Annotated in this window: 25 protein-coding genes; 22 read left to right on the forward strand and 3 right to left on the reverse strand. The window is 38.5% G+C overall.

Annotation, left to right across the window (positions count from 1 at the left end; genetic code table 11):
- Nucleotides 1–68: 68 nt before the first annotated feature.
- Nucleotides 69–647, forward strand: coding sequence for an SCO family protein (locus AC3ANV_RS09285; protein ID WP_488313332.1), 579 nt, complete (start codon nucleotides 69–71; stop codon nucleotides 645–647).
- A 20-nt stretch (nucleotides 648–667) separates the two neighbouring features.
- The gene (locus AC3ANV_RS09290) at nucleotides 668–1,246 is read left to right on the forward strand and encodes a YpmS family protein (RefSeq protein WP_488313333.1); all 579 of its coding nucleotides are present in this window, start codon (nucleotides 668–670) and stop codon (nucleotides 1,244–1,246) included.
- A gap of 55 nt (nucleotides 1,247–1,301) precedes the next feature.
- Here AC3ANV_RS09290 and AC3ANV_RS09295 read toward each other — a convergent pair whose 3' ends face one another.
- Nucleotides 1,302–2,054, reverse strand: a complete 753-nt coding sequence (locus AC3ANV_RS09295; protein WP_488313334.1) for a DUF4397 domain-containing protein — start codon at nucleotides 2,052–2,054, stop codon at nucleotides 1,302–1,304.
- Between the two features lie 158 nt (nucleotides 2,055–2,212).
- On the opposite strand from AC3ANV_RS09295, the gene msrA reads away from it, so the two are divergent.
- From msrA to AC3ANV_RS09370, 15 genes are all read left to right on the forward strand, one after another.
- On the forward strand, nucleotides 2,213–2,755 hold the full coding sequence (msrA, locus tag AC3ANV_RS09300) for a peptide-methionine (S)-S-oxide reductase MsrA (RefSeq protein WP_488313335.1): 543 nt from the start codon (nucleotides 2,213–2,215) through the stop codon (nucleotides 2,753–2,755).
- Nucleotides 2,745–3,182 (forward strand): peptide-methionine (R)-S-oxide reductase MsrB, encoded by a 438-nt coding sequence (gene msrB, locus AC3ANV_RS09305; RefSeq protein WP_488313336.1) that lies wholly within the window; start codon nucleotides 2,745–2,747, stop codon nucleotides 3,180–3,182. The genes msrA and msrB overlap by 11 nt, the downstream gene beginning before the upstream one ends.
- Before the next feature lie 171 nt (nucleotides 3,183–3,353).
- Nucleotides 3,354–3,503: a YjcZ family sporulation protein gene (locus tag AC3ANV_RS09310; protein WP_488313337.1), complete on the forward strand. Its 150-nt coding sequence runs from the start codon at nucleotides 3,354–3,356 to the stop codon at nucleotides 3,501–3,503.
- A 235-nt stretch (nucleotides 3,504–3,738) separates the two neighbouring features.
- Nucleotides 3,739–5,205 (forward strand): NAD(P)/FAD-dependent oxidoreductase, encoded by a 1,467-nt coding sequence (locus AC3ANV_RS09315; RefSeq protein ID WP_488313338.1) that lies wholly within the window; start codon nucleotides 3,739–3,741, stop codon nucleotides 5,203–5,205.
- 168 nt (nucleotides 5,206–5,373) lie between these two features.
- Nucleotides 5,374–6,720 carry an aspartate aminotransferase family protein gene (locus AC3ANV_RS09320; protein WP_488313339.1) on the forward strand — a complete coding sequence of 449 codons (1,347 nt, stop codon included), beginning with the start codon at nucleotides 5,374–5,376 and terminating at the stop codon, nucleotides 6,718–6,720.
- A complete protein-coding gene (locus AC3ANV_RS09325) occupies nucleotides 6,721–7,413 on the forward strand; it encodes a CoA transferase subunit A (RefSeq protein WP_488313340.1) in 693 nt (230 codons plus the stop codon).
- Entirely contained in the window at nucleotides 7,398–8,063 is a 666-nt protein-coding gene (locus AC3ANV_RS09330) for a 3-oxoacid CoA-transferase subunit B (RefSeq protein ID WP_488313341.1), read from the forward strand. The genes AC3ANV_RS09325 and AC3ANV_RS09330 overlap by 16 nt, the downstream gene beginning before the upstream one ends.
- Nucleotides 8,064–8,095: 32 nt before the next feature.
- Nucleotides 8,096–9,364 carry a peptidase gene (locus tag AC3ANV_RS09335; protein WP_488313342.1) on the forward strand — a complete coding sequence of 423 codons (1,269 nt, stop codon included), beginning with the start codon at nucleotides 8,096–8,098 and terminating at the stop codon, nucleotides 9,362–9,364.
- Nucleotides 9,357–10,712: a 4-aminobutyrate--2-oxoglutarate transaminase gene (gene gabT, locus AC3ANV_RS09340; RefSeq protein ID WP_488313343.1), complete on the forward strand. Its 1,356-nt coding sequence runs from the start codon at nucleotides 9,357–9,359 to the stop codon at nucleotides 10,710–10,712. Before AC3ANV_RS09335 ends, gabT begins: the two co-directional genes overlap by 8 nt.
- 107 nt (nucleotides 10,713–10,819) lie before the next feature.
- Nucleotides 10,820–11,674, forward strand: coding sequence for a putative beta-lysine N-acetyltransferase (ablB, locus tag AC3ANV_RS09345; protein ID WP_488313344.1), 855 nt, complete (start codon nucleotides 10,820–10,822; stop codon nucleotides 11,672–11,674).
- A gap of 66 nt (nucleotides 11,675–11,740) precedes the next feature.
- The gene (locus tag AC3ANV_RS09350; protein ID WP_488314173.1) at nucleotides 11,741–13,138 is read left to right on the forward strand and encodes a sigma-54 interaction domain-containing protein; all 1,398 of its coding nucleotides are present in this window, start codon (nucleotides 11,741–11,743) and stop codon (nucleotides 13,136–13,138) included.
- A 142-nt stretch (nucleotides 13,139–13,280) separates the two neighbouring features.
- On the forward strand, nucleotides 13,281–14,717 hold the full coding sequence (gene kamA / locus AC3ANV_RS09355) for a lysine 2,3-aminomutase (RefSeq protein ID WP_488313345.1): 1,437 nt from the start codon (nucleotides 13,281–13,283) through the stop codon (nucleotides 14,715–14,717).
- Between the two features lie 11 nt (nucleotides 14,718–14,728).
- The gene (locus AC3ANV_RS09360; protein ID WP_488313346.1) at nucleotides 14,729–15,013 is read left to right on the forward strand and encodes a YokU family protein; all 285 of its coding nucleotides are present in this window, start codon (nucleotides 14,729–14,731) and stop codon (nucleotides 15,011–15,013) included.
- A gap of 114 nt (nucleotides 15,014–15,127) precedes the next feature.
- Nucleotides 15,128–15,349: a YozE family protein gene (locus AC3ANV_RS09365; protein WP_488313347.1), complete on the forward strand. Its 222-nt coding sequence runs from the start codon at nucleotides 15,128–15,130 to the stop codon at nucleotides 15,347–15,349.
- Nucleotides 15,350–15,472: 123 nt separating this feature from the next.
- On the forward strand, nucleotides 15,473–16,168 hold the full coding sequence (locus AC3ANV_RS09370; RefSeq protein ID WP_488313348.1) for a hypothetical protein: 696 nt from the start codon (nucleotides 15,473–15,475) through the stop codon (nucleotides 16,166–16,168).
- Here AC3ANV_RS09370 and AC3ANV_RS09375 read toward each other — a convergent pair whose 3' ends face one another.
- A complete protein-coding gene (locus AC3ANV_RS09375; RefSeq protein WP_488313349.1) occupies nucleotides 16,169–16,339 on the reverse strand; it encodes a hypothetical protein in 171 nt (56 codons plus the stop codon). It lies immediately after the preceding gene.
- Nucleotides 16,340–16,524: 185 nt separating this feature from the next.
- Between AC3ANV_RS09375 and AC3ANV_RS09380 the strand changes: the two genes are divergently transcribed.
- Both AC3ANV_RS09380 and AC3ANV_RS09385 read left to right on the forward strand, forming a co-directional pair.
- Nucleotides 16,525–16,698 carry a YozD family protein gene (locus AC3ANV_RS09380; protein WP_488313350.1) on the forward strand — a complete coding sequence of 58 codons (174 nt, stop codon included), beginning with the start codon at nucleotides 16,525–16,527 and terminating at the stop codon, nucleotides 16,696–16,698.
- 240 nt (nucleotides 16,699–16,938) lie between these two features.
- Nucleotides 16,939–17,250, forward strand: coding sequence for a YodL domain-containing protein (locus AC3ANV_RS09385; protein ID WP_488313351.1), 312 nt, complete (start codon nucleotides 16,939–16,941; stop codon nucleotides 17,248–17,250).
- A 40-nt stretch (nucleotides 17,251–17,290) separates the two neighbouring features.
- Here the strand turns inward: AC3ANV_RS09385 and AC3ANV_RS09390 are convergent, their stop codons facing one another.
- Nucleotides 17,291–17,419: a hypothetical protein gene (locus AC3ANV_RS09390; RefSeq protein WP_488313352.1), complete on the reverse strand. Its 129-nt coding sequence runs from the start codon at nucleotides 17,417–17,419 to the stop codon at nucleotides 17,291–17,293.
- 157 nt (nucleotides 17,420–17,576) lie between these two features.
- Here AC3ANV_RS09390 and deoD point away from each other — a divergent pair, with 157 nt between their 5' ends.
- The 3 genes from deoD to AC3ANV_RS09405 all read left to right on the forward strand — a co-directional run bounded on the left by deoD (nucleotide 17,577) and on the right by AC3ANV_RS09405 (nucleotide 21,917).
- Nucleotides 17,577–18,281 carry a purine-nucleoside phosphorylase gene (gene deoD, locus AC3ANV_RS09395; protein WP_488313353.1) on the forward strand — a complete coding sequence of 235 codons (705 nt, stop codon included), beginning with the start codon at nucleotides 17,577–17,579 and terminating at the stop codon, nucleotides 18,279–18,281.
- A 127-nt stretch (nucleotides 18,282–18,408) separates the two neighbouring features.
- Complete coding sequence (locus tag AC3ANV_RS09400) at nucleotides 18,409–19,221, forward strand: M15 family metallopeptidase (RefSeq protein WP_488313354.1); 813 nt, start codon at nucleotides 18,409–18,411, stop codon at nucleotides 19,219–19,221.
- Between the two features lie 299 nt (nucleotides 19,222–19,520).
- The gene (locus AC3ANV_RS09405) at nucleotides 19,521–21,917 is read left to right on the forward strand and encodes a heavy metal translocating P-type ATPase (RefSeq protein WP_488313355.1); all 2,397 of its coding nucleotides are present in this window, start codon (nucleotides 19,521–19,523) and stop codon (nucleotides 21,915–21,917) included.
- Nucleotides 21,918–21,942 lie beyond the last annotated feature (25 nt).

Consider the following 21,942-nt stretch of genomic DNA (forward strand, 5'->3'; position numbering starts at 1 on the left):
TTTCTTCTTTTTCATAACTTTGTTAAAATATTCACGGAATGGAAAAGAAAAAGGTAGCGGGTGATAGGATGAAGTTCCGGTATTGGGTATTATTATTCGTCATAAGTATTTGTGTTTTATCGGCTTGTGGACAAAAAGAGATTAAGAATGAAGTGAATTGGCCGGTTAGGGATTTTACGGCAACAAATCAAAATAATCAATCATTTGGATTGAAGGATTTAAAAGGAAAAATTTGGGTATCTGATTTTATGTTTACGAGCTGTACGGATGTTTGTTTGCCAATGACGGCGAACTTAACCAAACTGCAAAAAAAGGTTAAGGATGAGGGCTTGAAAAATGTCGAGTTCGTTTCTTTTAGTGTGGATCCGACGGTAGATACTCCTCAAGTTTTAACAAAATTTGCGAATCAGTTCCAAGTCGATTTTAAAAATTGGACGTTTTTAACAGGGTACTCTCAAGAATTTATTGAAAACTTTGCATTGAAGGATTACAAAGCACTGGTGAAAAAACCGGAAACGGGTAATCAAGTCATTCATGGAACCTCTATTTATTTAGTGGGACAAGATGGCAAGATTAAAAAATCGTATAGCGGATTGAATGATATCCCATTCGATGAAATTATGAATGATATTAAAGCACTCCAATAGTAAAAGGAGAGTTAGCTTTTATGAAAAATAAATGGAAAAGGTTATCCCTTTTTTTATTAGGAATAGACCTTTTAGTAGTTGTTAGCATTATATCCTTGATTATGATTCCATCGACTACTAATGAGAGGATTAGCAGAAAAGAACCAACAGGTGATAATGTTTCCTTTCATGTCAAATCAAATAAAAATGATCTAAATCAGATTATTAATTATTATTTAAAAAAAGAAACTGCCGATTCTCCAATAGATTATCATGTCCATTTGGGAAATGAAGTGGAATTATACGGGGTTTTGCCGATCTTAAGTGAAACCTTGAATATGAAGCTTACCTTTGAACCGGAAGCACTATCAAACGGTGACTTGGTGTTAAAGCAAAAAGCGCTTTCAATCGGCAGTCTGCACTTGCCTGTTTCCTATGTACTGCAATATATCAGTGAAAATTATAAGCTCCCTGAAGGAGTCATTATTCAGCCGAATGATAAGCTAATTTATATTAATATGCAGCAATTGAAACTGAAAAGTGATCTTATAATTAAGGTAAACAAGTTTGATTTGAAAAAGGATGATATTGCTTTTACGATTTTAGTTCCAGTAAAATAAGGTGCCGTTTTGGCACCTTATTTTTAGCGAGTATATCCCAGTCGCGGCTTGATTCTCAATCTCTTAAAATAATCGCTTCAAGTTCCGGTTTATCTTGGGTTAAGCCTAGAAAAACAACGGTGTAGGCTTCATTTGCCTTAAATTGAACTTTAGGCAATGGGAGGATGATATTTCTCGTTCCTGCTTCTCTTGTTTCAAGATCTACGGTCATTGGGGTTAGCCCTAGATATTCTGTAGACTGCTTGTAAGAGACATTTGGGAATATAACGTCACGGTCCTTCACAGCAATATCCATTACCGGTGAATCTTGGGATAAATGAATAAATCGAACCTTTGCCTCATTCGCAGGTACTTCAGGTTGATTCGGGTATACGAGCAGTCGCATTTTTTTACTATGATCAATGGTTGCTAATGTATACGATTTTCCGGATTCAACACTAATACTTTTGTTTAAGACGCTATCTACCATATTTCCAGATGGATAAATATCAATATGATACTTCCCGGCTTTTAGAGCAAGAAAATGACTAACGTGCTTAAATGGTAAGTCTTTTATCATCCGACTTCCATTAATATATATATCAACGTTTATGGCATCGTGGGAAGTATGGAGAACTCGGATCCTCGCTTCTTCCTGAATGGGCGAAGCATTAACTCGCATCCAATTATTCGCTTTATTCATGTATTTAAAGTGTTTAAGATAGTAATGCATGTGTAAATTTGGGTTTGAGTATTTATAAAATTCAGCTAACATATCGTACATTGCAGCTTTTTGAAGATAATCAGAATAAGTTCTTTTTTCCGACATACCATCTGCTCCTATTCTCTGGTTTACATCATAATCTATTCACATTTGTTTAGGTAGGTGTCTAATAAAAACTGCCTCAAATTGGAATTTACTAATTTTATTTTTATGAAATGATTCTGTATACTAGAATTAAAATTGAAGGAATTTGAGGTGGGAATATGGAAAAAAATGAACGATTAGCAACCTTTGCAGGCGGCTGTTTTTGGTGTATGGTTAAGCCGTTTGATGAGCAGCCGGGGATTATAAAGGTTGTTTCCGGATATACAGGCGGAACAATAGAAAATCCAACGTACCAGCAGGTTTGTTCCGATACAACCGGCCATTTTGAAGCAGTCCAAATTACATATGATCCGGAAGTTTTCCCCTATGAAAAATTACTCGACTTATTTTGGCAGCAAATTGATCCAACCGATCCCGGCGGACAATTTCATGATCGCGGTCAGTCCTATCAAACCGCAATATTTTACCATGATGAAACTCAAAAAAGGTTAGCAGAAGAATCAAAACAAAGATTACAAGAAAGCGGTAGGTTTAACAAACCGATTGTTACGCCCATTTTGCCTGCAAAGACCTTTTATCCTGCAGAGGAGTATCACCAACACTACTATAAGAAAAATCGCGCCCATTATGAGTCATATCATGTAGGATCGGGCAGGGCCGGTTTTATTCAAAAGCATTGGAGGGGAGAATATGAACAATAAAGATTTATCTAAGTTAAAAAAGGAACTAACACCGATACAGTATGAGGTGACACAAAACAATGCAACAGAGCCTCCGTTTAAAAATGAATTTTGGAATGAAAATCGGGAAGGAATTTACGTGGACATTGTTTCAGGTAAACCTTTATTTAGTTCCTTGGATAAATTTGATGCAGGATGCGGCTGGCCAAGTTTTACAAAGCCGATTCAAAAGGAAGAGGTGATTGAAAAAGAGGATTTCAGTCATTTTATGATTCGGACAGAAGTAAGGAGCAAAACGGCCGATTCTCATCTTGGGCATGTGTTTACTGACGGTCCACAGCCAACGGGCTTACGTTATTGTATAAATTCCGCAGCACTCAGGTTTATATCAAAAGAAAAGCTTAAAGAGGAAGGCTATGGAGAATTTCTCAGTCTTTTTGAAAAATAAAAATCATAAATAAAAGCCGCGGAGAGCGGCTTTTTTTATGTATATTAGGTATATTTTCAAAAACATACGTAATCATTATTCAAAATCCGGGCGAATGCACATACGGGTCAAGTACCCACTTCATAAAGTGAAATAGTAAGGAAACAAATTCTCAAGGAGTGAATGTGAATTATGCATTATGGATATGGATATGATGGCTTTTGCGGTTACCCGGCTTATCCTGCTGTAGGATATGGAGTAGGTTTTGGTTTTGGCGGGTTTGCGCTAATTGTGGTGTTGTTTATTTTATTAATTATTATTGGGGCAAGTTGGAGTTTTTAAAATCTAAAATACAACCGGCTGACTTTGGAAACTTTTCACTAGTCAGTCCTTTTTTTTGGGGGAAATATATTTAATAATAATATGTATACTATTATTTGTTTTTTCTGATATTTACGCAAAATCCGAACGTTATAGAGTATTTTATTTATATAGTTCGTTTTTTTATTGACGAAAGCGATAATGTCTGATATATTTACCAATGGTTAAGAAAAATCGCCTTGGAGGTAATTGGACAATGAATACGAAATATGATGTGATTGTAGTAGGAGCGGGACCTGCGGGAATTTTTACCTGCTATGAACTTACGCTAAAAATGCCGAACGCAAAGGTTTTATTAGTGGATAAAGGACATGATATTTATCGGAGAAATTGTCCAATTTTACAAAAGAAAATTGAAAAATGTCCTCCGGCAGCGGGGAAAAAAGAATTTGCAGGATGTTTACCTGCTTGTTCGATCACGAATGGCTTCGGTGGAGCAGGAGCCTATTCGGATGGAAAATTTAATATTACAAGTGAATTTGGCGGATGGATGACGGATTATTTATCAGATTCCCAAGTCATCGATTTAATTCGCTACGTAGATGAAATTAATTTGAGGCACGGTGCGACTGAAAGCATTACTGACCCTTTAACGGATAAAGTAAAGGACATTGAACGTCGGGGTTATGCTGCAGGACTAAAGCTGTTGCGAGCTCAAGTTAGACATCTTGGAACCGAACAAAATCTTGAAATTTTAAAAAGCATATTTGAATATTTAAAGACCAAAATTGAGATGGTATTTAAAACGGAAGTTGAGGATGTTTTAACGGAAAAAACTCCCGATGGTTATCGTATAAAAGGGATTAAAGTAAAAGGCGACAAGAATATCTTTGCAGACAAAGTGGTTATTACACCGGGAAGAGATGGGTCAACATGGCTATCGGGAATATTAAAATCCCGCCGTCTGCAAATGATTAGTAACCAAGTTGACATTGGTGTTAGAGTTGAAACCTCCAATGTTGTCATGCAGGAAATAAACGAGCATTTATATGAAGGGAAATTTGTTTTTAATACATCTGTTGGGACAAGGGTGCGAACTTTTTGTAGTAATCCTTCAGGACATGTTGTGGTCGAAAATCATTCCGGGACTATGTTGGCAAACGGGCATGCATACAAGGATCCTAAGCTTGGAAGTCCAAACACGAATTTCGCTTTACTTGTTTCACATACTTTTTCGGAGCCATTTGATAAGCCGAATGAATATGCTCACGAGATTTCCCGGCTTGCCAACAGTCTTTCAAATGGCGGCTTAATAGTCCAAAAATACGGTGATATTCTAAAAGGACGCAGATCGACGGAAAAACGGATTAAGGAAGGTTTTATTGAACCGACTTTAAAAGAAGCTGTTCCGGGTGACCTTGGATTAGCCCTACCATATAATACATTAAAAAGCTTAGTTGAAATGACAGAGGCGCTTGATAAGGTTACTCCCGGAATTGCCTCCGAGCATACATTGTTTTATGGTGTGGAAGCGAAGTTTTACTCAGCTAGACCGAAGTTAAATGATCGTTTTGAATCCGAAATCAACGGATTGTATGTCGGTGGTGACGGTGCCGGAATTACCCGTGGTCTTGCCCAAGCAGGAGCATGCGGTGTCTGGATTGCCAGGGATATTATCCAAAAAATAACAACTGAACGAAAACAAGAAACAGTTATGGCTTAAGCCCGCAAATTTTTGCGGGTCTTTTTTATATTATCAAAATTTATATCATCTTAACTTTGAGAATTGTCTAGCTCCGGCGCTTTTTTTATTTAAAAGAACGAAAGAAACAAAAAACGTTTCATACAATTTACTAATGGCCGGACTTATATAGATAAGGAAGTGTGTAAAATGGAACAATCTTTTTTAATTAAACCTATGCTCGATGAAATATACCCTGTTATCGATTATGGTAAAGGGGTCTATTTATATGATATGGAAGGAAAAAAATACGTTGATGCTGCATCAGGCGCAGTTACGGCTAATATTGGCCACGGGGTGCAGGAGATTATTGAAGCAATGAACGAACAGGCAAAAAAGGTCTCTTTCGTGTATCGCTCGCAATTTACAAGTGAAGCAGCGGAAAAGTTAGCAAATAAAATTGCCGAAATGACACCGGGTGATCTCAATTGGTGTTTTTTTGTCAACAGTGGCTCCGAAGCGACTGAAACTGCGATGAAAATGGCAATTCAATACTGGCAGGAAAAAGGAATCCAAACAAAAACAAAGGTGTTATCGAGATGGGTTAGTTACCATGGAATCACATTGGGAGCACTTTCAATGTCCGGCCATCCAGGCAGAAGGGCGAGGTTTACACCGCTTTTAGAGGATTTTCCCGCCATTCATCCCCCATATTGCTATCGCTGCCCATACAATCTTGAAGCCCCTTCCTGCGGAAATTTATGTGCTCACGAGTTAGAAACTGCGATTAACCGTATCGGGTCTGATAAAATTGCCGCTTTTATTGCTGAACCAGTAATTGGGGCGGCAGGAGGGGCGATTACACCACCGAAGGATTATTTTAAAGTAATCAAAAAAATCTGTGAGAATCATGACATCCTGTTTATAGCTGATGAGGTTATGACTGGGTTTGGGCGGACGGGCACGATGCTTGCATGTGAGCAGTGGGGGATCATCCCGGATATCGTTGCCTTAGGCAAAGGGATGGGTGCCGGGTATGCCCCAATTGCCGCTGCTCTTGCAAGTGAAAAAGTTATGGAGCCGATTTTAGCAGGGTCTAAATCTGTTATGAGCGGCCATACCTTAAGTGCCAATCCCCAATCATGTGCCGTTTCCTTAGCCGTACTGGATTACTTAGAAAAAAACGAGATAATGAAAGAAGTAGAATGCAAGGGTGTTTACCTGCGTAACCAGCTTGAAAAACTAAAGCAGCAATTTTCGTTTATCGGTGATGTTCGCGGAAAGGGATTGTTGCTCGGAATAGAATTTGTCGGGGACCATGACAGCAAAACTCCATTTCCTAGAAAGGCAGCGATAACTCAAAAAATAGTAGCAATCGCAAAGGAAAAGGGGTTGCTTGTTTATCCTGCCTGTGCGGGGATTGACGGTGTTAATGGTGACTCGATTATTATATCCCCTCCATTAACCATTACCAAACGGGAGATTGAAGAATTGGCTTTACTCTTACAAGAAACATTCGAAGCCTTCTCGTCTTATCTTCAGGATGGGGGAGTGTAAATGGAGAACCCTTTTGGAAAAATTACCACTTTAGAAAAAGTTTTGCCGTTTTTTCATGACAAAATGACCTTAATGTTCGGAGGCTTCGGTGGTGTTGGATCCCCACCGACATTAATTGATGGAATACTGGAAAAAGGAATTTGTGAAATCACGCTCATCGGAAATGATACTGGTTTTCCGCATATTGGCATTGGTAAATTAGTGAGTCAAGGAAGAGCTATAAAGGTAATTGCCTCGCATATTGGTTCAAACCCTATCGCAGGGCAGTTAATGCATGACGGAAAGCTTGAAGTAGAGTTTTCGCCACAAGGGATATTAGCTGAAAGAATTAGGGCAGGGGGTGTCGGGCTGCCGGCGATTTTATCTGATATCGGGATGGGCAATGAGCTGGTTGCAAAGAACAAACCGCATTTTCAACTTAATGGAAAGGAATATCTGATTGAAACAGCCTTAACGTCTGAGGTGTCAATTGTTTATGCCAAGAAGGCAGATGCATTTGGAAATTTAATTTACGATAAAAGTGCCCGTAATACCAATCCTCTTGTTGCAATGGCAGGTGATTTAACCATTGCAGAGGTAGAAGAAATTGTTCCAATTGGAGGTCTCAACCCCGAAGAAATCATGACCCCTGGAGTATTCGTTGACTATATTATTCCTTCTAAGGGGGTGAATTGGAAATGGGCATGGGAGTAGATATACGTAATCAATTGGCAAGGAGAGCAGCAGAAGAAATACACAATGGAATGGTCGTAAATCTCGGCATTGGCATCCCTTCCCTTGTTCCTAACCATTTATCAAAGGAAATAATGGTTATGTTTCATGCGGAAAACGGAATTACAGGAATGGGACCAAGTCCCGAGAAAGGGGAAGAAGATGAAAATTTATGCAATGCCGGGGGTTTTCCTGTAACGCTAAACAGCGGTGGTTCTTACTGTGACAGTGCAGTCGCGTTTGGAATGATTCGCCGGGGAAGAGTGGATATTACCATTTTAGGTTCACTCCAAGTCAGCCAAAAGGGGGATCTTGCAAATTGGATTGTCCCTGGGAAGAAAGTTCCCGGAATGGGCGGAGCAATGGAATTGGCGCAAAAAGCAAAAAAGGTCATTGTCTTAATGAACCACTGTGATAAAGAAGGGAATTCGAAAATTGTCCCATCCTGTACATTGCCGTTAACAACAAAATCCTGTGTGGATCTCATAGTGACAGAGCTGGCTGTTTTTCAAGTTACAACACATGGTTTATTTTTGACTGAACTATTTGCTCCATATGATCTTTCAGATGTAGTAAAGAAAACGGATTGTGATTTTATAATTAGTGAAAATATTCGGCGAATACCTTATTAATACTTCCGGTATGCCCTAAAGGAGTGGATCGTTTGAAGAAAAAGGAAATTCACATCAAACAGTGGCTGAAGGAGAATCGGGCTAGAGGGGCTAGACTATTACAAATACTTGTAAGGGAAAACAGTACACGAGGAAATGAAAGCAGTGCACAGGCGATTATCATAGAAAAATGCCGACAGCTTGGCTTAACACTTGATATTTGGGAAATTGACAGAGATGAGCTTAAGGAACACCCTGCTTTTTGCTGTGACCGTCAAAGCTTTGAAGGGAACCCTAATTTGGTAGCAGTTTTAAAAGGCTCAGGTGGTGGAAAATCGATTATATTAAATGGTCATATTGATGTTGTCCCTGTTGGTGACGAAAAAAATTGGAAGCATGACCCATTTAGCGGCTCGATTGAGTGCGGTAAGCTTTACGGACGTGGTGCAACGGATATGAAAGGCGGGAGCGTGGCGCTTCTTATGGCGATTGAATCGTTGATTGCAACGGGCGTAAAGCTTAAAGGTGATGTTATTTTTCAAAGTGTCATTGAGGAAGAAAGCGGTGGTGCCGGGACACTTGCTGCTGTTTTACGGGGTTATCGGGCAGATGGAGCCATTATACCCGAACCGACCAATCTGAAAATTTTCCCGAAACAACAGGGCTCTATGTGGTTTAGAATTACGGTTAAAGGCAGGGCCGCACATGGTGGAACAAGGTATGAAGGCGTTAGTGCCATCGAAAAATCACTGCTGGTCATCGAGAGATTACAACAATTAGAAAAAGATAGAAATGCGACGATAACTGACCCCCTCTTTGAAAAAATCCCAATTCCGATTCCTATTAATATTGGAAAAATAACAAGCGGTGAATGGCCATCCTCGGTTCCTGACAGGACGATTATTGAAGGAAGAATGGGGGTATCTCCGGAAGAAACAATTGAAGCTGCACAAAAGGAAATGACGGACTGCTTGCTGGAACTCAATGCGAAGGATGAATGGTTAAAGGAAAATCCGCTTCAAATAGAATGGTTTGGGGGAAGATGGCTTCCTGGAAATCTCGAAACCACCCACCCATTAATGAATGAACTTTCAAAGAGTTTCATAGAAATTATCGGGGAAGCCCCTATAATTGAGGCCAGCCCCTGGGGTACTGATGGCGGTATTCTCTCTAATGTCGGAAATACCCCCGTTGTTGTCTTTGGACCGGGAATCACAGCAACGGCTCATGATGCAAATGAGCATATTGATCTTGAAGATTTGTTTATTTCAAGTGAGATTATTGCTCTTACCTTAATGAAATGGTGTGAAGTGGATGAGTAAGAAAAAGGAAGACCAAAAAGGGTTCATCCAACTAAGAACAGAAATTCCGGGTCCAAAGGCAAAAGAGCTGCTTGAAAGGAAATATAAGAGTATCCCAAAGGGACCGTTTAATACAATTCAAACCTTTGCTGTAAAAGGCGAGGGTGCCCTGGTCACAGATATCGACGGTAACACATTTATTGACTTTGCAGGCGCCATCGGTTCACTAAACGTAGGACATTGCCCGCCCGGTGTAGTGGCAGCACTTCACCGCCAGATTGATGCCTATCTCCATCCTTGTTTTCATGTAATGATGTATGAGCCATATATTGAGCTGGCAGAAACATTAAATCGCATTACTCCCGGAAGCCATAAGAAAAAAACATTCTTTTTAAACAGCGGGGCCGAGGCTGTCGAAAATGCGGTTAAAATAGCAAGAAAATATACAGGAAGAAAAGCAGTTATTTCATTTGAAAGAGGTTTTCATGGACGTACGTATATGGCTATGTCTTTAACCAGCAAGGTGAAACCGTATAAATATGAGTTTGGTCCATTTGTACCGGAGACGTATAAATGGCCATATCCTTATTATTATCGCTCCGAATTTGAAACTCCTGAACAATTGGATGATGCCATTTTACAACGATTTGAGACCTTTTTCCAGAGCGAGGTTCCCCCGGAAGAAATTGCTGCTGTTATTATGGAGCCTGTTCAAGGGGAAGGCGGGTTTGTGATTCCATCCCGACGATTTGTAAAGGGTGTAAAATCACTTTGCGAAAATCATGGGATCCTGTTTATTGCCGATGAAGTACAAACAGGATTTGGCAGAACAGGGAAAATGTTTGCAATTGAACATTTTGATATCGTACCGGACCTATTGACCATGTCAAAATCGATTGCTGCCGGACTTCCAATTAGTGCGGTAACGGGGCGTTCAGAAATAATGGATGCTCCCAACATTGGCGAAATTGGGGGCACATACGGCGGCAGCCCGCTTGGCTGTGTTGCGGCACTTGAAGTTGTGAAAGCACTTGAAGAAGGTAACCTTTTAGACCGTGCCCAAACAATCGGAAAAGTTTTTCAAGAACGCTTTAAAAGCCTTAAAACGATTTATCCGCAAATCGGTGAAGTTCGCCAGATTGGTGCAATGTGTGCTATTGAATTTATCAAGGATACTGATTCCAAAACACCTCATAAAGAGCTTGTCCAAAAAATTATCCAAACGGCACATCAAAAGGGGCTTATGATTATGTCTGCCGGTTTATATGGCAATGTAATTCGTCTTTTAACCCCTCTTGTTATCACTGACGAACAGTTTCAAGAAGGCCTTGATGTATTGGAAAAAGCCATCACCGAATGCTGCCAATAGACGACAAGTATATAAGATAATAAGTAATTCTGTTATGCTTTAAGACTGATTTATACAAAATGTCCGGTCGTTCTTCGGCCGGACATTTTTTAAAAGGAGATGAGTCCATGAATCAAACCGCATCTTCCATTATTTTTGAAGAAAGTAATTTTTTCCTGGAAGTTTATTTGGATCCTTTTAATAAAAGAATCCGTGTAGATGATTTTCGGGGCAATACGAAATTGCTATTAGAAAAAACAGAGGAGCTTGTTAAGCAACATCAAGCCGAAAAACTAATTATAAAGTCGAGGACCGAAGATTTCCTGTTTTTATTTGAAAGAGGCTTTCAGCCCGAAGCTGTAGTTGACCGTTATTTCCTTGGCTCGGATGCCCATTTTTTTTCGAAATTTTATACACCCGATCGGAAAAAAAGTAACCATTGGATCACCGAGGATGGGATGATTGATAGCATCTATCAATTGGACACTACCCTTGAAAAGGTATATCCGCCAAAAGAGTATGAATTGAAAAAAGCAGATGAAAACTGTGCTGAAAAGCTAACTGAGCTCTATAGGAAAGTTTTTCAAATCTATCCTACACCATTACACGATCCGGAATATGTGAAAAAGACAATGAAGGATGGGACAATTTACTATGTATTTTTTCATGAAGGAGAAATCGTGAGTGCTGCTTCTGCTGAAATTAATCACTTTTATAAAAATGCAGAATTAACGGACTGTGCCACCCTTTCGGAGCATCGCAAATATGGACTGATGAAAATCATCCTTCATGAGCTTGAAGGTGAATTGAAGAAAAAAGGAGTTTTTTGTGCCTATTCTATTGCCAGGTCGTTATCCTTTGGCATGAATGCTGTGTTATTTCAACTCCATTTTCAGTATCGCGGGAGATTAATGAATAATTGCTTTATCTTTGATAAACTTGAAAATATGAACATGTGGGTGAAGAATCTGGCAAACTGCTAAAAATTCGGCTTATCCTGACAATTTTTCGGCACCTTCTCATATATTTATTGGGGGAAGGTGAAAACAGTGGTCCAATTAACCGCTTTAACAAATGAAGTTCTTACGGCCATCCTTAAAAGCATTGATGAGGGAATCCATGTCGTTAATACGGATGGGATAACGATTTATTATAATAAAGTGGCTGCCAGACATGATGGTATGGATGTGAAGGAAGTACAAGGAAAACATTTACTAGCCGCATTTCCATCCTTAACGGAGGAATCAAGCACCTTGTTAAAGGTGATTAAAACAGGCAATCCCATTTATAATCAGACACAGGTCTATGTGAATTTGCATGGAACAAGAATAGATACTATGAATACGACACTACCTATTTTTCTTGAAAAAAAAATTATTGGTGCGGTGGAAATTGCCAAAGACTATTCCCGATTGAAGCTGCTTGCGGAAAGATTGTTAGATCTGCAGAGGGGCTTAAACAAAAGCAGTACGAAGAAGACTTTCAAGCAAGTAAACTTCACATTAAACGATTTACTGACCGTTAATCCTAGTTTTAATAGTTTGAAGGAGGAAGCCAGGAAACTTTCAAAATCAGATTCTCCAATTTTAGTATACGGTGAAAGCGGAACTGGGAAAGAATTATTGGTTCAAGGGATTCACCATGAATCGCTCAGAGGTGAAGGGCCGTTTATTGCCCAAAATTGTGCGGCTATCCCTGAAGCATTACTCGAAAGTATTCTTTTTGGCACCGCTAAAGGGAGCTACACGGGTGCAATTGAGAGAAAAGGACTTTTTGAGCTGGCAGATGAGGGAACCCTTTTCCTGGATGAACTACACACGATGCCTATTGAATTGCAGGCTAAGCTTTTGCGGGTATTAGAGGATGGGATGGTCCGGAGAGTTGGAAGTTCGCAAAATATTTCCGTAAATGTAAGAGTCATTGCCGCAATGAATGAGCATCCGAGTAAGGCGCTTAAAGAAAAAAAGCTTCGTTCGGACCTTTATTACCGTTTAAATGTATTTACTTTTTCGCTGCTGCCGCTGAGAGAACGACGGGAGGATATACTCTTTTTAACAAATAATTATATTCAAGTTTTTAATCAGAAATTGAACAAAAACATACAGGGGATCGAGAGTGTATTGGAGCGTTTCTTTATGACCTATCAATGGCCGGGGAATGTTCGGGAACTGAAGCATACGATTGAATATATGATGAATGTTTGCGAGGGGACGCTGCTCGGAGAAAAGGATTTACCCATTATGTTAAGACAGCAATCGACGCCATTAAAAAGTAACGGTAACAACATTGGGAATCTTTCTTTAAGAAAAAATATCGAGGGATTAGAGAATCGATTAATAAGAGAAGCCTTGGCTGCAACTAATGGGAATATTCTACAAGCTGCAAAGCTTTTAGAGATTCCACGGCAAACTCTGCAATATAAACTAAAAAAGACCATGGAAGAATGAGCTGCCGATATTTCGGCACTTTTTTATTTAATTCTATATAAATTGATTAATATGATTAAATAAATATGTTTCCTATCCTGTTTTTATGGAGTTGGCATGAAAATTGCATATTATTTTATAAAGCAGGTTAGGAGGAATTTCAATGAAACCATTTTTATATAAGCCGAAGAGGCATTGGAAAGAAATTGAACTTTGGAAGGACGTCACAGATGAACAGTGGAACGACTGGCTTTGGCAGCTAACCAATACGATTCGATCATTAGAGGATTTAAAAAAAGTTATTCACTTAACACCTGACGAAGAAGAAGGGGTAAGAATTTCAACCAAAACGATCCCTTTAAATATTACTCCATATTATGCTTCTCTAATGAATCCGGATGACCCGCGATGCCCAATCCGTATGCAATCTGTTCCCGTTTCAAAGGAAATCCATAAAACGAAATATGATCTTGAAGATCCTTTGTATGAAGATGAAGATTCACCGGTACCCGGCTTGACACATCGCTATCCTGACAGGGTTCTGTTTCTAGTGACCAATCAATGCTCGATGTATTGCCGGTATTGTACAAGAAGACGGTTTTCAGGGCAAATCGGCATGGGGGTACCGAAAAAGCAGCTTGATGCTGCCATTTCGTATATCAGACAAACACCACAGGTTCGTGATGTGCTGATTTCAGGCGGTGATGGGCTTTTAATAAATGATAATATTTTGGAATATATATTGAAAAATTTGCGAGAAATTGACCATGTTGAAATTATTCGTATTGGCACGAGGGCACCTGTCGTATTCCCGCAAAGAATTACCGAAAACCTTTGTAATATTTTGAAAAAGTATCATCCAATTTGGTTGAATACTCATTTTAATACCTCAATTGAAATTACGGAGGAATCGAAAAAAGCTTGTGAAATGCTCGCCAATTCCGGTGTGCCGGTTGGCAACCAATCCGTTATTCTTGCCGGAATCAATGACAGTGTGCCAATCATGAAAAAACTGATGCATGATCTCGTGAAAATTCGTGTGCGTCCATATTATATTTATCAATGTGACTTATCTGAGGGAATTGGGCATTTTCGCGCACCCGTATCAAAAGGTCTTGAAATTATTGAAGGACTTAGAGGACATACTTCGGGCTATGCAATACCGACATTTGTCGTTGACGCTCCGGGTGGCGGGGGAAAAATTGCCTTGCAGCCGAATTATTTAATTTCACAAAGTCCAAACAAGGTAATTTTACGCAACTTTGAAGGAGTAATAACCTCGTATCCGGAACCGGAAAATTATATACCGGGCAGGGCAGAAGGCTATTTTCAAGAGGTGTACAATGATTTAGAAGAAAAAAGATCTTTTGCGGGAATTGCCGGGATTATGAATGATCAACAGTTTAATCTCGTTCCGGAAGGCTTATCAAGATTAAATCGGCGTAATGAATATAACCAAGACCCCGCACACAGTTCCTTGAAGGATAAACGGGGTAAAAGGGATGAGATGAAGGAAAAGAAGTTTCAGGCATTAGCTCAAAAGGAACAAGGAAGTAATAGTGAAAATACCAATAATACAGCTGAACCGACGATGGATTAGGGGAGGGTTACATGAATAAAGAATGCGAATGGTGCAGGAGTACAAATTTAAATAGTATATCTGCCTCTGTTTTTTGGGAATTGCCCGATGGTACAAGAGCAATTGAAATTACTGAAACCCCCACATTTTCCTGCAATGACTGTAACATGTCTTATCAAAGTGAAAAGACGGTAAAAGAGATTGAGGATCAATTATTTTTAATCAATTGTAAAATGATTGGAAAAACGATTACCTTTAATGAATTAATGAAAATCCCTAGATTATTAAAGAAAAATTATTTTGATTTTTCTTCATAAATTCAACAGTCTGGATACAGGCTGTTTTTTCTTTTGATTGCTAGACGTTAAAGGTTGAATCCGTTATATTGTTCATAAGAAAAATATAACGTGGGAAAGAAAGGCGTTTTTTTTATGAGTAAATCATTTTATCATTTTTTAATGAAATATAGGCACCCGGCTCCTAAAGATGCTATTAGCTCCTTTGCCAACCATGCCTATTTAGATCACAGTTTTCCTAAAACATCTGATGATTATCACGAGGTTAGTTCCTATCTGGAATTGAATGGACATTATTTGGATTCGATGAATGTATTCGATGAGGCCTGGCAGCAATACGTTTTATGGGAAGGATAATAAGTTAAATCGCCTTTTACCCAAGGGCGATTTTCTTTTTTTAATACATGCGCGTGCATAGCAAACAGTGCATATACTATTGTAATCAAAATTCACGGCTCAACACCTGAGAGGATGGAGGATATGGAAAAAAGGAAAAAACCGAAGTATAAGATCGGTGATACGGTCGTGATTACGATGTATGGGACAGTTGGAAAAATAACAGATATTAAGTGGCTTGATGGAAAGTATGTGTACGAAGTAAATAAAAGTGATGGTCTATTTGTTGAAAGCGGGCTTCAGCTGCTTTCAGAATATGAAGGAACGGTAATGGAGCAGGAACAAATTGATATAGAATATAAATTTTTTTTCGGGGATTTAGTTCAAGTGAGTGGTTATGGGTCAGATCTGTTTAAAGTGGTTGGTTTTCGAACTGAAATTTGGCGCTATAAAGAAGATGCTTGGGAAGATGTCATATATGAGCTATCGAGAGTAAGCGATGGAGAATGGCTTGAAGCAGGCGAAGAAGAGCTTACTCTTGTCGCAGATGCTGAAAGTGCGGACACATTCATCCAAAAATTGGGCCTCCTATACTTAATTAATAAGCAGGAAAAAACAGTAACAACACAAAAATCTCAGAACATAGTAAGAAAAGCAGAATTCGAAGAAATTGAACGAAAAAAAGAAAAAAAAGAGTTAATAGACAATTTATTGGATATATTTAATGATTACCGGATCCTTTATGAATTATTTCATGATCAAGAATACTATCAAGTAATGAGAGTGGTCCTTAGAAAATTAGAGAATCTTGTAAATAATGATGGCAAAAGCCATGTATAGCTAAAGTCTGGTGACTTCAAATAATAAATATAAAATAAATGGGATTCCTGCCCATTTTATCAGAAAAAATAGTGAGTCTGTTACCTTCTCAAATAAACGGAGGGTGATTCCATCCTCCTGATTAACATCTTCAATAAATGCCTCAAGTCTCAACTTTAAATTTAACATCATATCACCTCATCAAGTTCTTTTCATTCATCCTATGCTTGTCCAAATCAAAAAAGACATGTTTTTTACATTAAGGTGATTTTTTATTCTTCAAGGTTTTCATTTAGAATACTAAACGGTAGCTTTTCAAAGTTAATAGCATGAAAAAGCCTGATTCATCATACATTCTGTAAAAAGGGGGCGATGCTATGGGAGAAATTGAAGTATTTATTGATACGGAAGAGATTGCCGAATTTTTCTTTCATGAGCTTGTAAAAAGGGGATACGTTCCTTCTGAAGAGGAGCTGGAAGAACTCGCAGATATCACCTTCGAATATCTCATTGAGAAAAGTATTATCGATGAGGAAATCCAAGATGAATAAAAACGTGTACAGTAGGAGAGGATGACAAACTCTTCTTTTATAATAGAATAAAAAGAAAAAACGAGCTTGAAGTGCTCGTTTTTTAATTGGAAAAAGGTTGACTGGTTTTAATTAACTAAATTTTAATTATTTTCTGTAAATTTTATGAATCGACAAAAATAGAACAATTTCGACAAAGGAATTAACATAGTGTTTCTCTAATTATTTAATTAAGAATTTTATTCTAATGATTGGAGGGATATGATGATCAAAGTGTTAACTAAAAAAGCATGTAGTCAATATGATGTGACGATCTTTCAAACTCCAAAGTACCGTGAATATAAAGGATATAAGGTGGTTTATCGCACATCTGTCCCGGCAAATAGCCGTGAAAATTGTCTGCAGGAAACCTTTAGCCGGTTTAATGTCACCGACCGGATACCTGAAAATTATAAAGGGAGATTTCTTTCAACAGGGGATATTGTTCTAATTGATGAAGGCCGTGGGGGCCAATATTACTATCAATTAAAGCCTGGCGGTTGGTACCAAATTAATCGAATCCTTCTTCGATAGTCCACTACAGTAAAAAACCTAAGGAGTCCCTTAGGTTTTCTTAGCTTTTTCTACCACCTGTCGCATTGTGTTCTTTTGCGTGGGCCTCGTGTTCTGCAACGATTGCCTCTGCAGGAATATGATTATTCTTCTTCGGAGCATTAATCCGACTTCGATGCTTTTTTCCCATTATTTTTTTCCCCCCTTTGGATAATCTAAAAATAGCTTTCCACAAAACGAAAAATTCATTACTGTTTCCATGAAAGGTTTTTCAATGGTATTTGATTGTGATATAGTGACAATGGTAGAATTGATTACTTTTCTTACCGATGAATGGAGGATTATATATGAGTGTTCATATTGCTGCTAAAGAAAATGAAATTGCCGAAACGGTATTGCTTCCCGGAGACCCGCTTCGCGCAAAATATATTGCTGAAACCTTTTTAGAAAATCCAAAATGCTATAACGAAGTTCGAAATATGTTTGGTTTTACAGGTACATATAAAGGAAAAAGAATTTCTGTTCAAGGGACAGGAATGGGAGTCCCATCTATTTCTATCTATATAAATGAATTAATGAATAGCTACAATGTCCAAAATCTCATTCGCGTTGGTACATGCGGTGCCATTCAAAAAGATGTAAGAGTTCGCGATGTAATCTTAGCAATGACTAGTTCAACTGACTCCAATATGAATCGCCTTACCTTTGGGGGAGTTGACTATGCTCCTTCAGCAAACTTTGATTTACTGAAAAAGGCCTATGATGCAGGTTTGGAGAAAGGTCTTAATTTAAAAGTAGGAAATGTTTTTACGGCTGATTCGTTCTATAACGATAATGCGGACCTTGAAAAATGGGCTAGATATCAAATATTGGCCATAGAAATGGAAACTACCGCGCTTTATACATTAGCCGCAAAATTCGGAAGAAGAGCTCTTTCGGTACTAACCGTTAGTGACCACATTCTAACAGGTGAAGAAACCACCGCTGAAGAAAGACAATTAACATTTAATGATATGATTGAAGTTGCATTGGAAGCAGCAATTAAGGAATAGTTCCCTTTTAGGCAAACTCAACACATTGAGTTAGCCTCTTTTTCGTATGTCTTTTGTAACTTGACCTTTTAAATAAAAATCGTTATAGTGCATAAGTGATATACGAATGAATAGATAGGTGAGTATAATGAGACTTAAAAATTTAGCGTTAATTATTGGATCTGTTTTTCTTGTTACAGGATGCAGTCAAATGGATTCTTTTTTAAAAAAGGTTCCATTATTAAGTAAGGATAATCAAGAACAAAAAGTAGTGAAAACGAACAAAGCAAACCAAAAATTCAAAGGTAAAAATGATCTTAATTTGCAGGCAATATTTTTTAATGAGGTTAAACATGTCGATGGAAAAAATGTTATTCAAAACCCTACAAATATATTGGCATTAATTAATAAACAATATTTACTTCCGGCTAATTACATTCCCGCTGATCTTGTTCATCCGGATGTTGCTTTTTCTTTTGGTGATTTAAAACAAGAAAAGAGTTATATGAGGAAAGAGGCTGCGGATGCATTAGCGGAAATGTTTACTGATGCAAAAAAATCAGGGATTGAGCTTTATGCCGTTTCCGGCTACCGTTCATATAGCCGGCAAAAGACCCTATTTGATGCCGAGATTAATCAAGTCGGGAAACAAAAAGCGGTACAAGCTGTAGCCATACCCGGTTCAAGTGAGCATCAGTCCGGTTTAGCTATGGATATAGCAAGTAAGTCAACCGATTTAAATTTAACAGAGGGTTTTGCCGAAACGATTGAAGGTAAATGGTTAGCAGAAAATGCTCATCGCTTTGGTTTTATATTAAGATATCCAAAAGGTAAAGAAGCAATCACGAATTATGAATATGAACCATGGCATTTCCGCTATGTCGGGGAGAAAGCGGCCACGGTCATCTATCAGCACGATTGGACGTTAGAAGAATACTTTAAAGAAGTGAAAAAAATTTAAATGTGAGAAAGGGGCCAAAATACCCCTTTTTTTTTATGGGATAAAGGAGCAGACGTACTTGATGGAGAATTTAATATACGAATGGATTTTTGTAAAATGTATATACGCAGAAAAAGTATATAGTAATAAAAAAAGAAGCTTTTAAAAGAAAATACAAAAGTAAAATGTTAAAGGTGTGACAAAAATCATCGAAAATAGTCGGAATGTGCGCAAAAATAATAGTATTGGTTAAAATTTTAAAAGATTCCATTGACGATGTATAGGGTGCGGGGGTATTGTATTTATAAGAGGTGGTTTACATGAAAGAGCAGCTTAAATTAGATATTACAGGGATGACCTGTGCAGCGTGCTCAACTCGAATCGAAAAAGTCCTGAACAAAATGGATGGGGTAGTGGCTAATGTTAATTTGGCAATGGAAAGTGCGTCCATTCTATATGAAACAAATTCAGTATCCAGTGAGGATATTATCAACAAAATTGAAAACCTCGGCTATGGAGTCCGTTTTGATAAAGTGGAACTCGATGTCATCGGTATGACCTGTGCAGCGTGCTCTACTAGAATTGAAAAATCATTGACTAAGATAAACGGAATTTCTGAGGCAACCGTTAATTTAGCAACGGAAACAGCAGCAATTAAGTATAACAATAAGGAAGTATCGATTGATGAAATAATTGAGAGAATCCAAAAGCTTGGATATGATGCAAATGAAAAGGTCTCAAGTGTTACGAAGGCACATTATAAAGAAGAAGAGCTAAAAAGCAAGAAGAGAAAGTTTTTCCTTTCGGTGTTTTTTTCTTTTCCACTTTTGTATACAATGCTTGCACATTTGCCATGGAATTTTGGATTGCCGATGCCTCATATCCTGATGAATCCATGGTTTCAATTATTGCTTGCATCAATGGTGCAGTTCTTTATTGGCGGGCAATTTTATATAAGTGCTTTTAAGGCCTTGAAAAACTATAGTGCAAATATGGATGTCCTTGTTGCAATAGGTACTTCGGCTGCCTATTTTTACAGCCTCTCAGAAGGTATAAAAACCATTGGAAATGATAGCTACATGCCGCATTTGTATTTTGAAACGAGTGCTGTACTCATTACATTAATTCTCTTAGGGAAATTATTTGAAACAATGGCTAAAGGTAGAACCACAATTGCTATTTCTAAATTGCTCAGCCTTCAGGCAAAAGTAGCTACTGTAATTAGAGACGGAAAAGAATTTCAAATAACCGTAGAAGAAGTGAAGGTATATGATCATTTAGTAGTTAAACCCGGTGAGAAAATTCCTGTTGATGGAGAAATTCTATCCGGCAGATCTTCGATTGACGAATCTATGATAACAGGTGAATCAATTCCGGTTGAGAAATCCAGTGGGGATTCTGTTATTGGTTCAACGATAAATAAAAACGGAACACTTACAATGAAAGCAACCAAGGTGGGGAAAGATACCGCCCTTGCCGGAATTATTAAGATTGTTGAAGAGGCACAGGGCAGTAAGGCGCCAATCCAGCGAATTGCGGATACTATTTCAGGTTATTTTGTTCCTGTTGTTGTTGCCATTTCCTTTGTAACCTTTTTGATTTGGTATTTAATCGTTAATCCGGGAGATTTTCCTACAGCATTAGAAACAGCGATAGCAGTTCTTGTTATTGCTTGTCCATGTGCCTTAGGGCTTGCCACACCAACTTCGATTATGGTTGGTACCGGTAAGGGGGCAGAAATGGGAATCTTGTTTAAGGGTGGGGAGCATTTAGAAACAGCCCATAAAATCGACACGATTCTACTTGACAAGACCGGTACTATAACAAAAGGGAAGCCGACAGTTACCAATTTTATAGCGTATCATGATGAGAAAAAGGTTCTTCAATATCTTGTCTCAGCTGAAAAATCCTCAGAACATCCCCTGGCGGACGCTATTGTGCAATTTGGGAAAGAAAGAAGAACGAGTACACTTCCTGTTAAACGCTTTTCGGCGATTCCCGGATATGGTATTGAAGCAAAAATTGGCGACGAAGAAATATTTGTTGGTACTCCAAAGCTAATGGATTTAAAACAAATAGCTTATTCCGATTATTTAAAAGATATGCTTCAATTTGAAAATGAGGGGAAAACAGCTATGTATATTGCCATTAATGGAACAATTATGGGAATTGTAGCTGTGGCCGATACGGTTAAAGAGACAGCAAAAATAGCGGTTGGTCAATTAAAACAATTGGGAATCGAAGTCTATATGCTGACTGGGGATAATGAGCGTACAGCAAAGGCAATTGCCAATCAAGTGGGTATAACCAATATTATTGCCGAGGTTCTACCGGATGAAAAAGCAAATCAAGTAAAAGAGTTTCAACTAAAAGGGAGAAAAGTAGCAATGGTAGGAGATGGAATTAATGATGCCCCTGCACTGGCTCTTGCGGATATAGGAATTGCCATAGGGACGGGTACAGATGTGGCGATTGAGGCTGCCGATATAACCATTCTTGGGGGCGAGCTAATCCTGATACCAAAAGCAATAGGCTTAAGTAAAAAAACCATGTATAACATACGGCAAAATCTTTTCTGGGCACTCATTTACAATGCGGCAGGCATCCCGATTGCTGCCTTAGGTTTGTTAGCACCCTGGGTGGCGGGTGCGGCAATGGCATTTAGTTCGGTATCAGTGGTAACGAACTCGCTTCGTTTAAAGAGAGTAAAGATATAGAAAATTGACGGCAATGCCTTCCGGG

The organism is Neobacillus sp. DFD-2R (genome assembly GCF_057747865.1).

Bases quoted from the DNA above. Each gene is read 5' to 3' on its own strand.
- deoD (WP_488313353.1), top strand. From the start codon at position 17,577: ATGAGTGTTCATATTGCTGCTAAAGAAAATGAAATTGCCGAAACGGTA.
- kamA (WP_488313345.1), top strand. From the start codon at position 13,281: ATGAAACCATTTTTATATAAGCCGAAGAGGCATTGGAAAGAAATTGAA.
- AC3ANV_RS09400 (WP_488313354.1), top strand. From the start codon at position 18,409: ATGAGACTTAAAAATTTAGCGTTAATTATTGGATCTGTTTTTCTTGTT.
- AC3ANV_RS09330 (WP_488313341.1), top strand. From the start codon at position 7,398: ATGGGCATGGGAGTAGATATACGTAATCAATTGGCAAGGAGAGCAGCA.
- AC3ANV_RS09310 (WP_488313337.1), top strand. From the start codon at position 3,354: ATGCATTATGGATATGGATATGATGGCTTTTGCGGTTACCCGGCTTAT.
- gabT (WP_488313343.1), top strand. From the start codon at position 9,357: ATGAGTAAGAAAAAGGAAGACCAAAAAGGGTTCATCCAACTAAGAACA.
- AC3ANV_RS09325 (WP_488313340.1), top strand. From the start codon at position 6,721: ATGGAGAACCCTTTTGGAAAAATTACCACTTTAGAAAAAGTTTTGCCG.
- AC3ANV_RS09405 (WP_488313355.1), top strand. From the start codon at position 19,521: ATGAAAGAGCAGCTTAAATTAGATATTACAGGGATGACCTGTGCAGCG.
- AC3ANV_RS09375 (WP_488313349.1), bottom strand. From the start codon at position 16,339: ATGATGTTAAATTTAAAGTTGAGACTTGAGGCATTTATTGAAGATGTT.
- AC3ANV_RS09360 (WP_488313346.1), top strand. From the start codon at position 14,729: ATGAATAAAGAATGCGAATGGTGCAGGAGTACAAATTTAAATAGTATA.
- AC3ANV_RS09285 (WP_488313332.1), top strand. From the start codon at position 69: ATGAAGTTCCGGTATTGGGTATTATTATTCGTCATAAGTATTTGTGTT.
- AC3ANV_RS09295 (WP_488313334.1), bottom strand. From the start codon at position 2,054: ATGTCGGAAAAAAGAACTTATTCTGATTATCTTCAAAAAGCTGCAATG.
- msrB (WP_488313336.1), top strand. From the start codon at position 2,745: ATGAACAATAAAGATTTATCTAAGTTAAAAAAGGAACTAACACCGATA.
- AC3ANV_RS09370 (WP_488313348.1), top strand. From the start codon at position 15,473: ATGGAAAAAAGGAAAAAACCGAAGTATAAGATCGGTGATACGGTCGTG.
- AC3ANV_RS09380 (WP_488313350.1), top strand. From the start codon at position 16,525: ATGGGAGAAATTGAAGTATTTATTGATACGGAAGAGATTGCCGAATTT.
- ablB (WP_488313344.1), top strand. From the start codon at position 10,820: ATGAATCAAACCGCATCTTCCATTATTTTTGAAGAAAGTAATTTTTTC.
- AC3ANV_RS09320 (WP_488313339.1), top strand. From the start codon at position 5,374: ATGGAACAATCTTTTTTAATTAAACCTATGCTCGATGAAATATACCCT.
- AC3ANV_RS09290 (WP_488313333.1), top strand. From the start codon at position 668: ATGAAAAATAAATGGAAAAGGTTATCCCTTTTTTTATTAGGAATAGAC.
- AC3ANV_RS09385 (WP_488313351.1), top strand. From the start codon at position 16,939: ATGATGATCAAAGTGTTAACTAAAAAAGCATGTAGTCAATATGATGTG.
- AC3ANV_RS09365 (WP_488313347.1), top strand. From the start codon at position 15,128: ATGAGTAAATCATTTTATCATTTTTTAATGAAATATAGGCACCCGGCT.
- AC3ANV_RS09315 (WP_488313338.1), top strand. From the start codon at position 3,739: ATGAATACGAAATATGATGTGATTGTAGTAGGAGCGGGACCTGCGGGA.
- msrA (WP_488313335.1), top strand. From the start codon at position 2,213: ATGGAAAAAAATGAACGATTAGCAACCTTTGCAGGCGGCTGTTTTTGG.
- AC3ANV_RS09390 (WP_488313352.1), bottom strand. From the start codon at position 17,419: ATGGGAAAAAAGCATCGAAGTCGGATTAATGCTCCGAAGAAGAATAAT.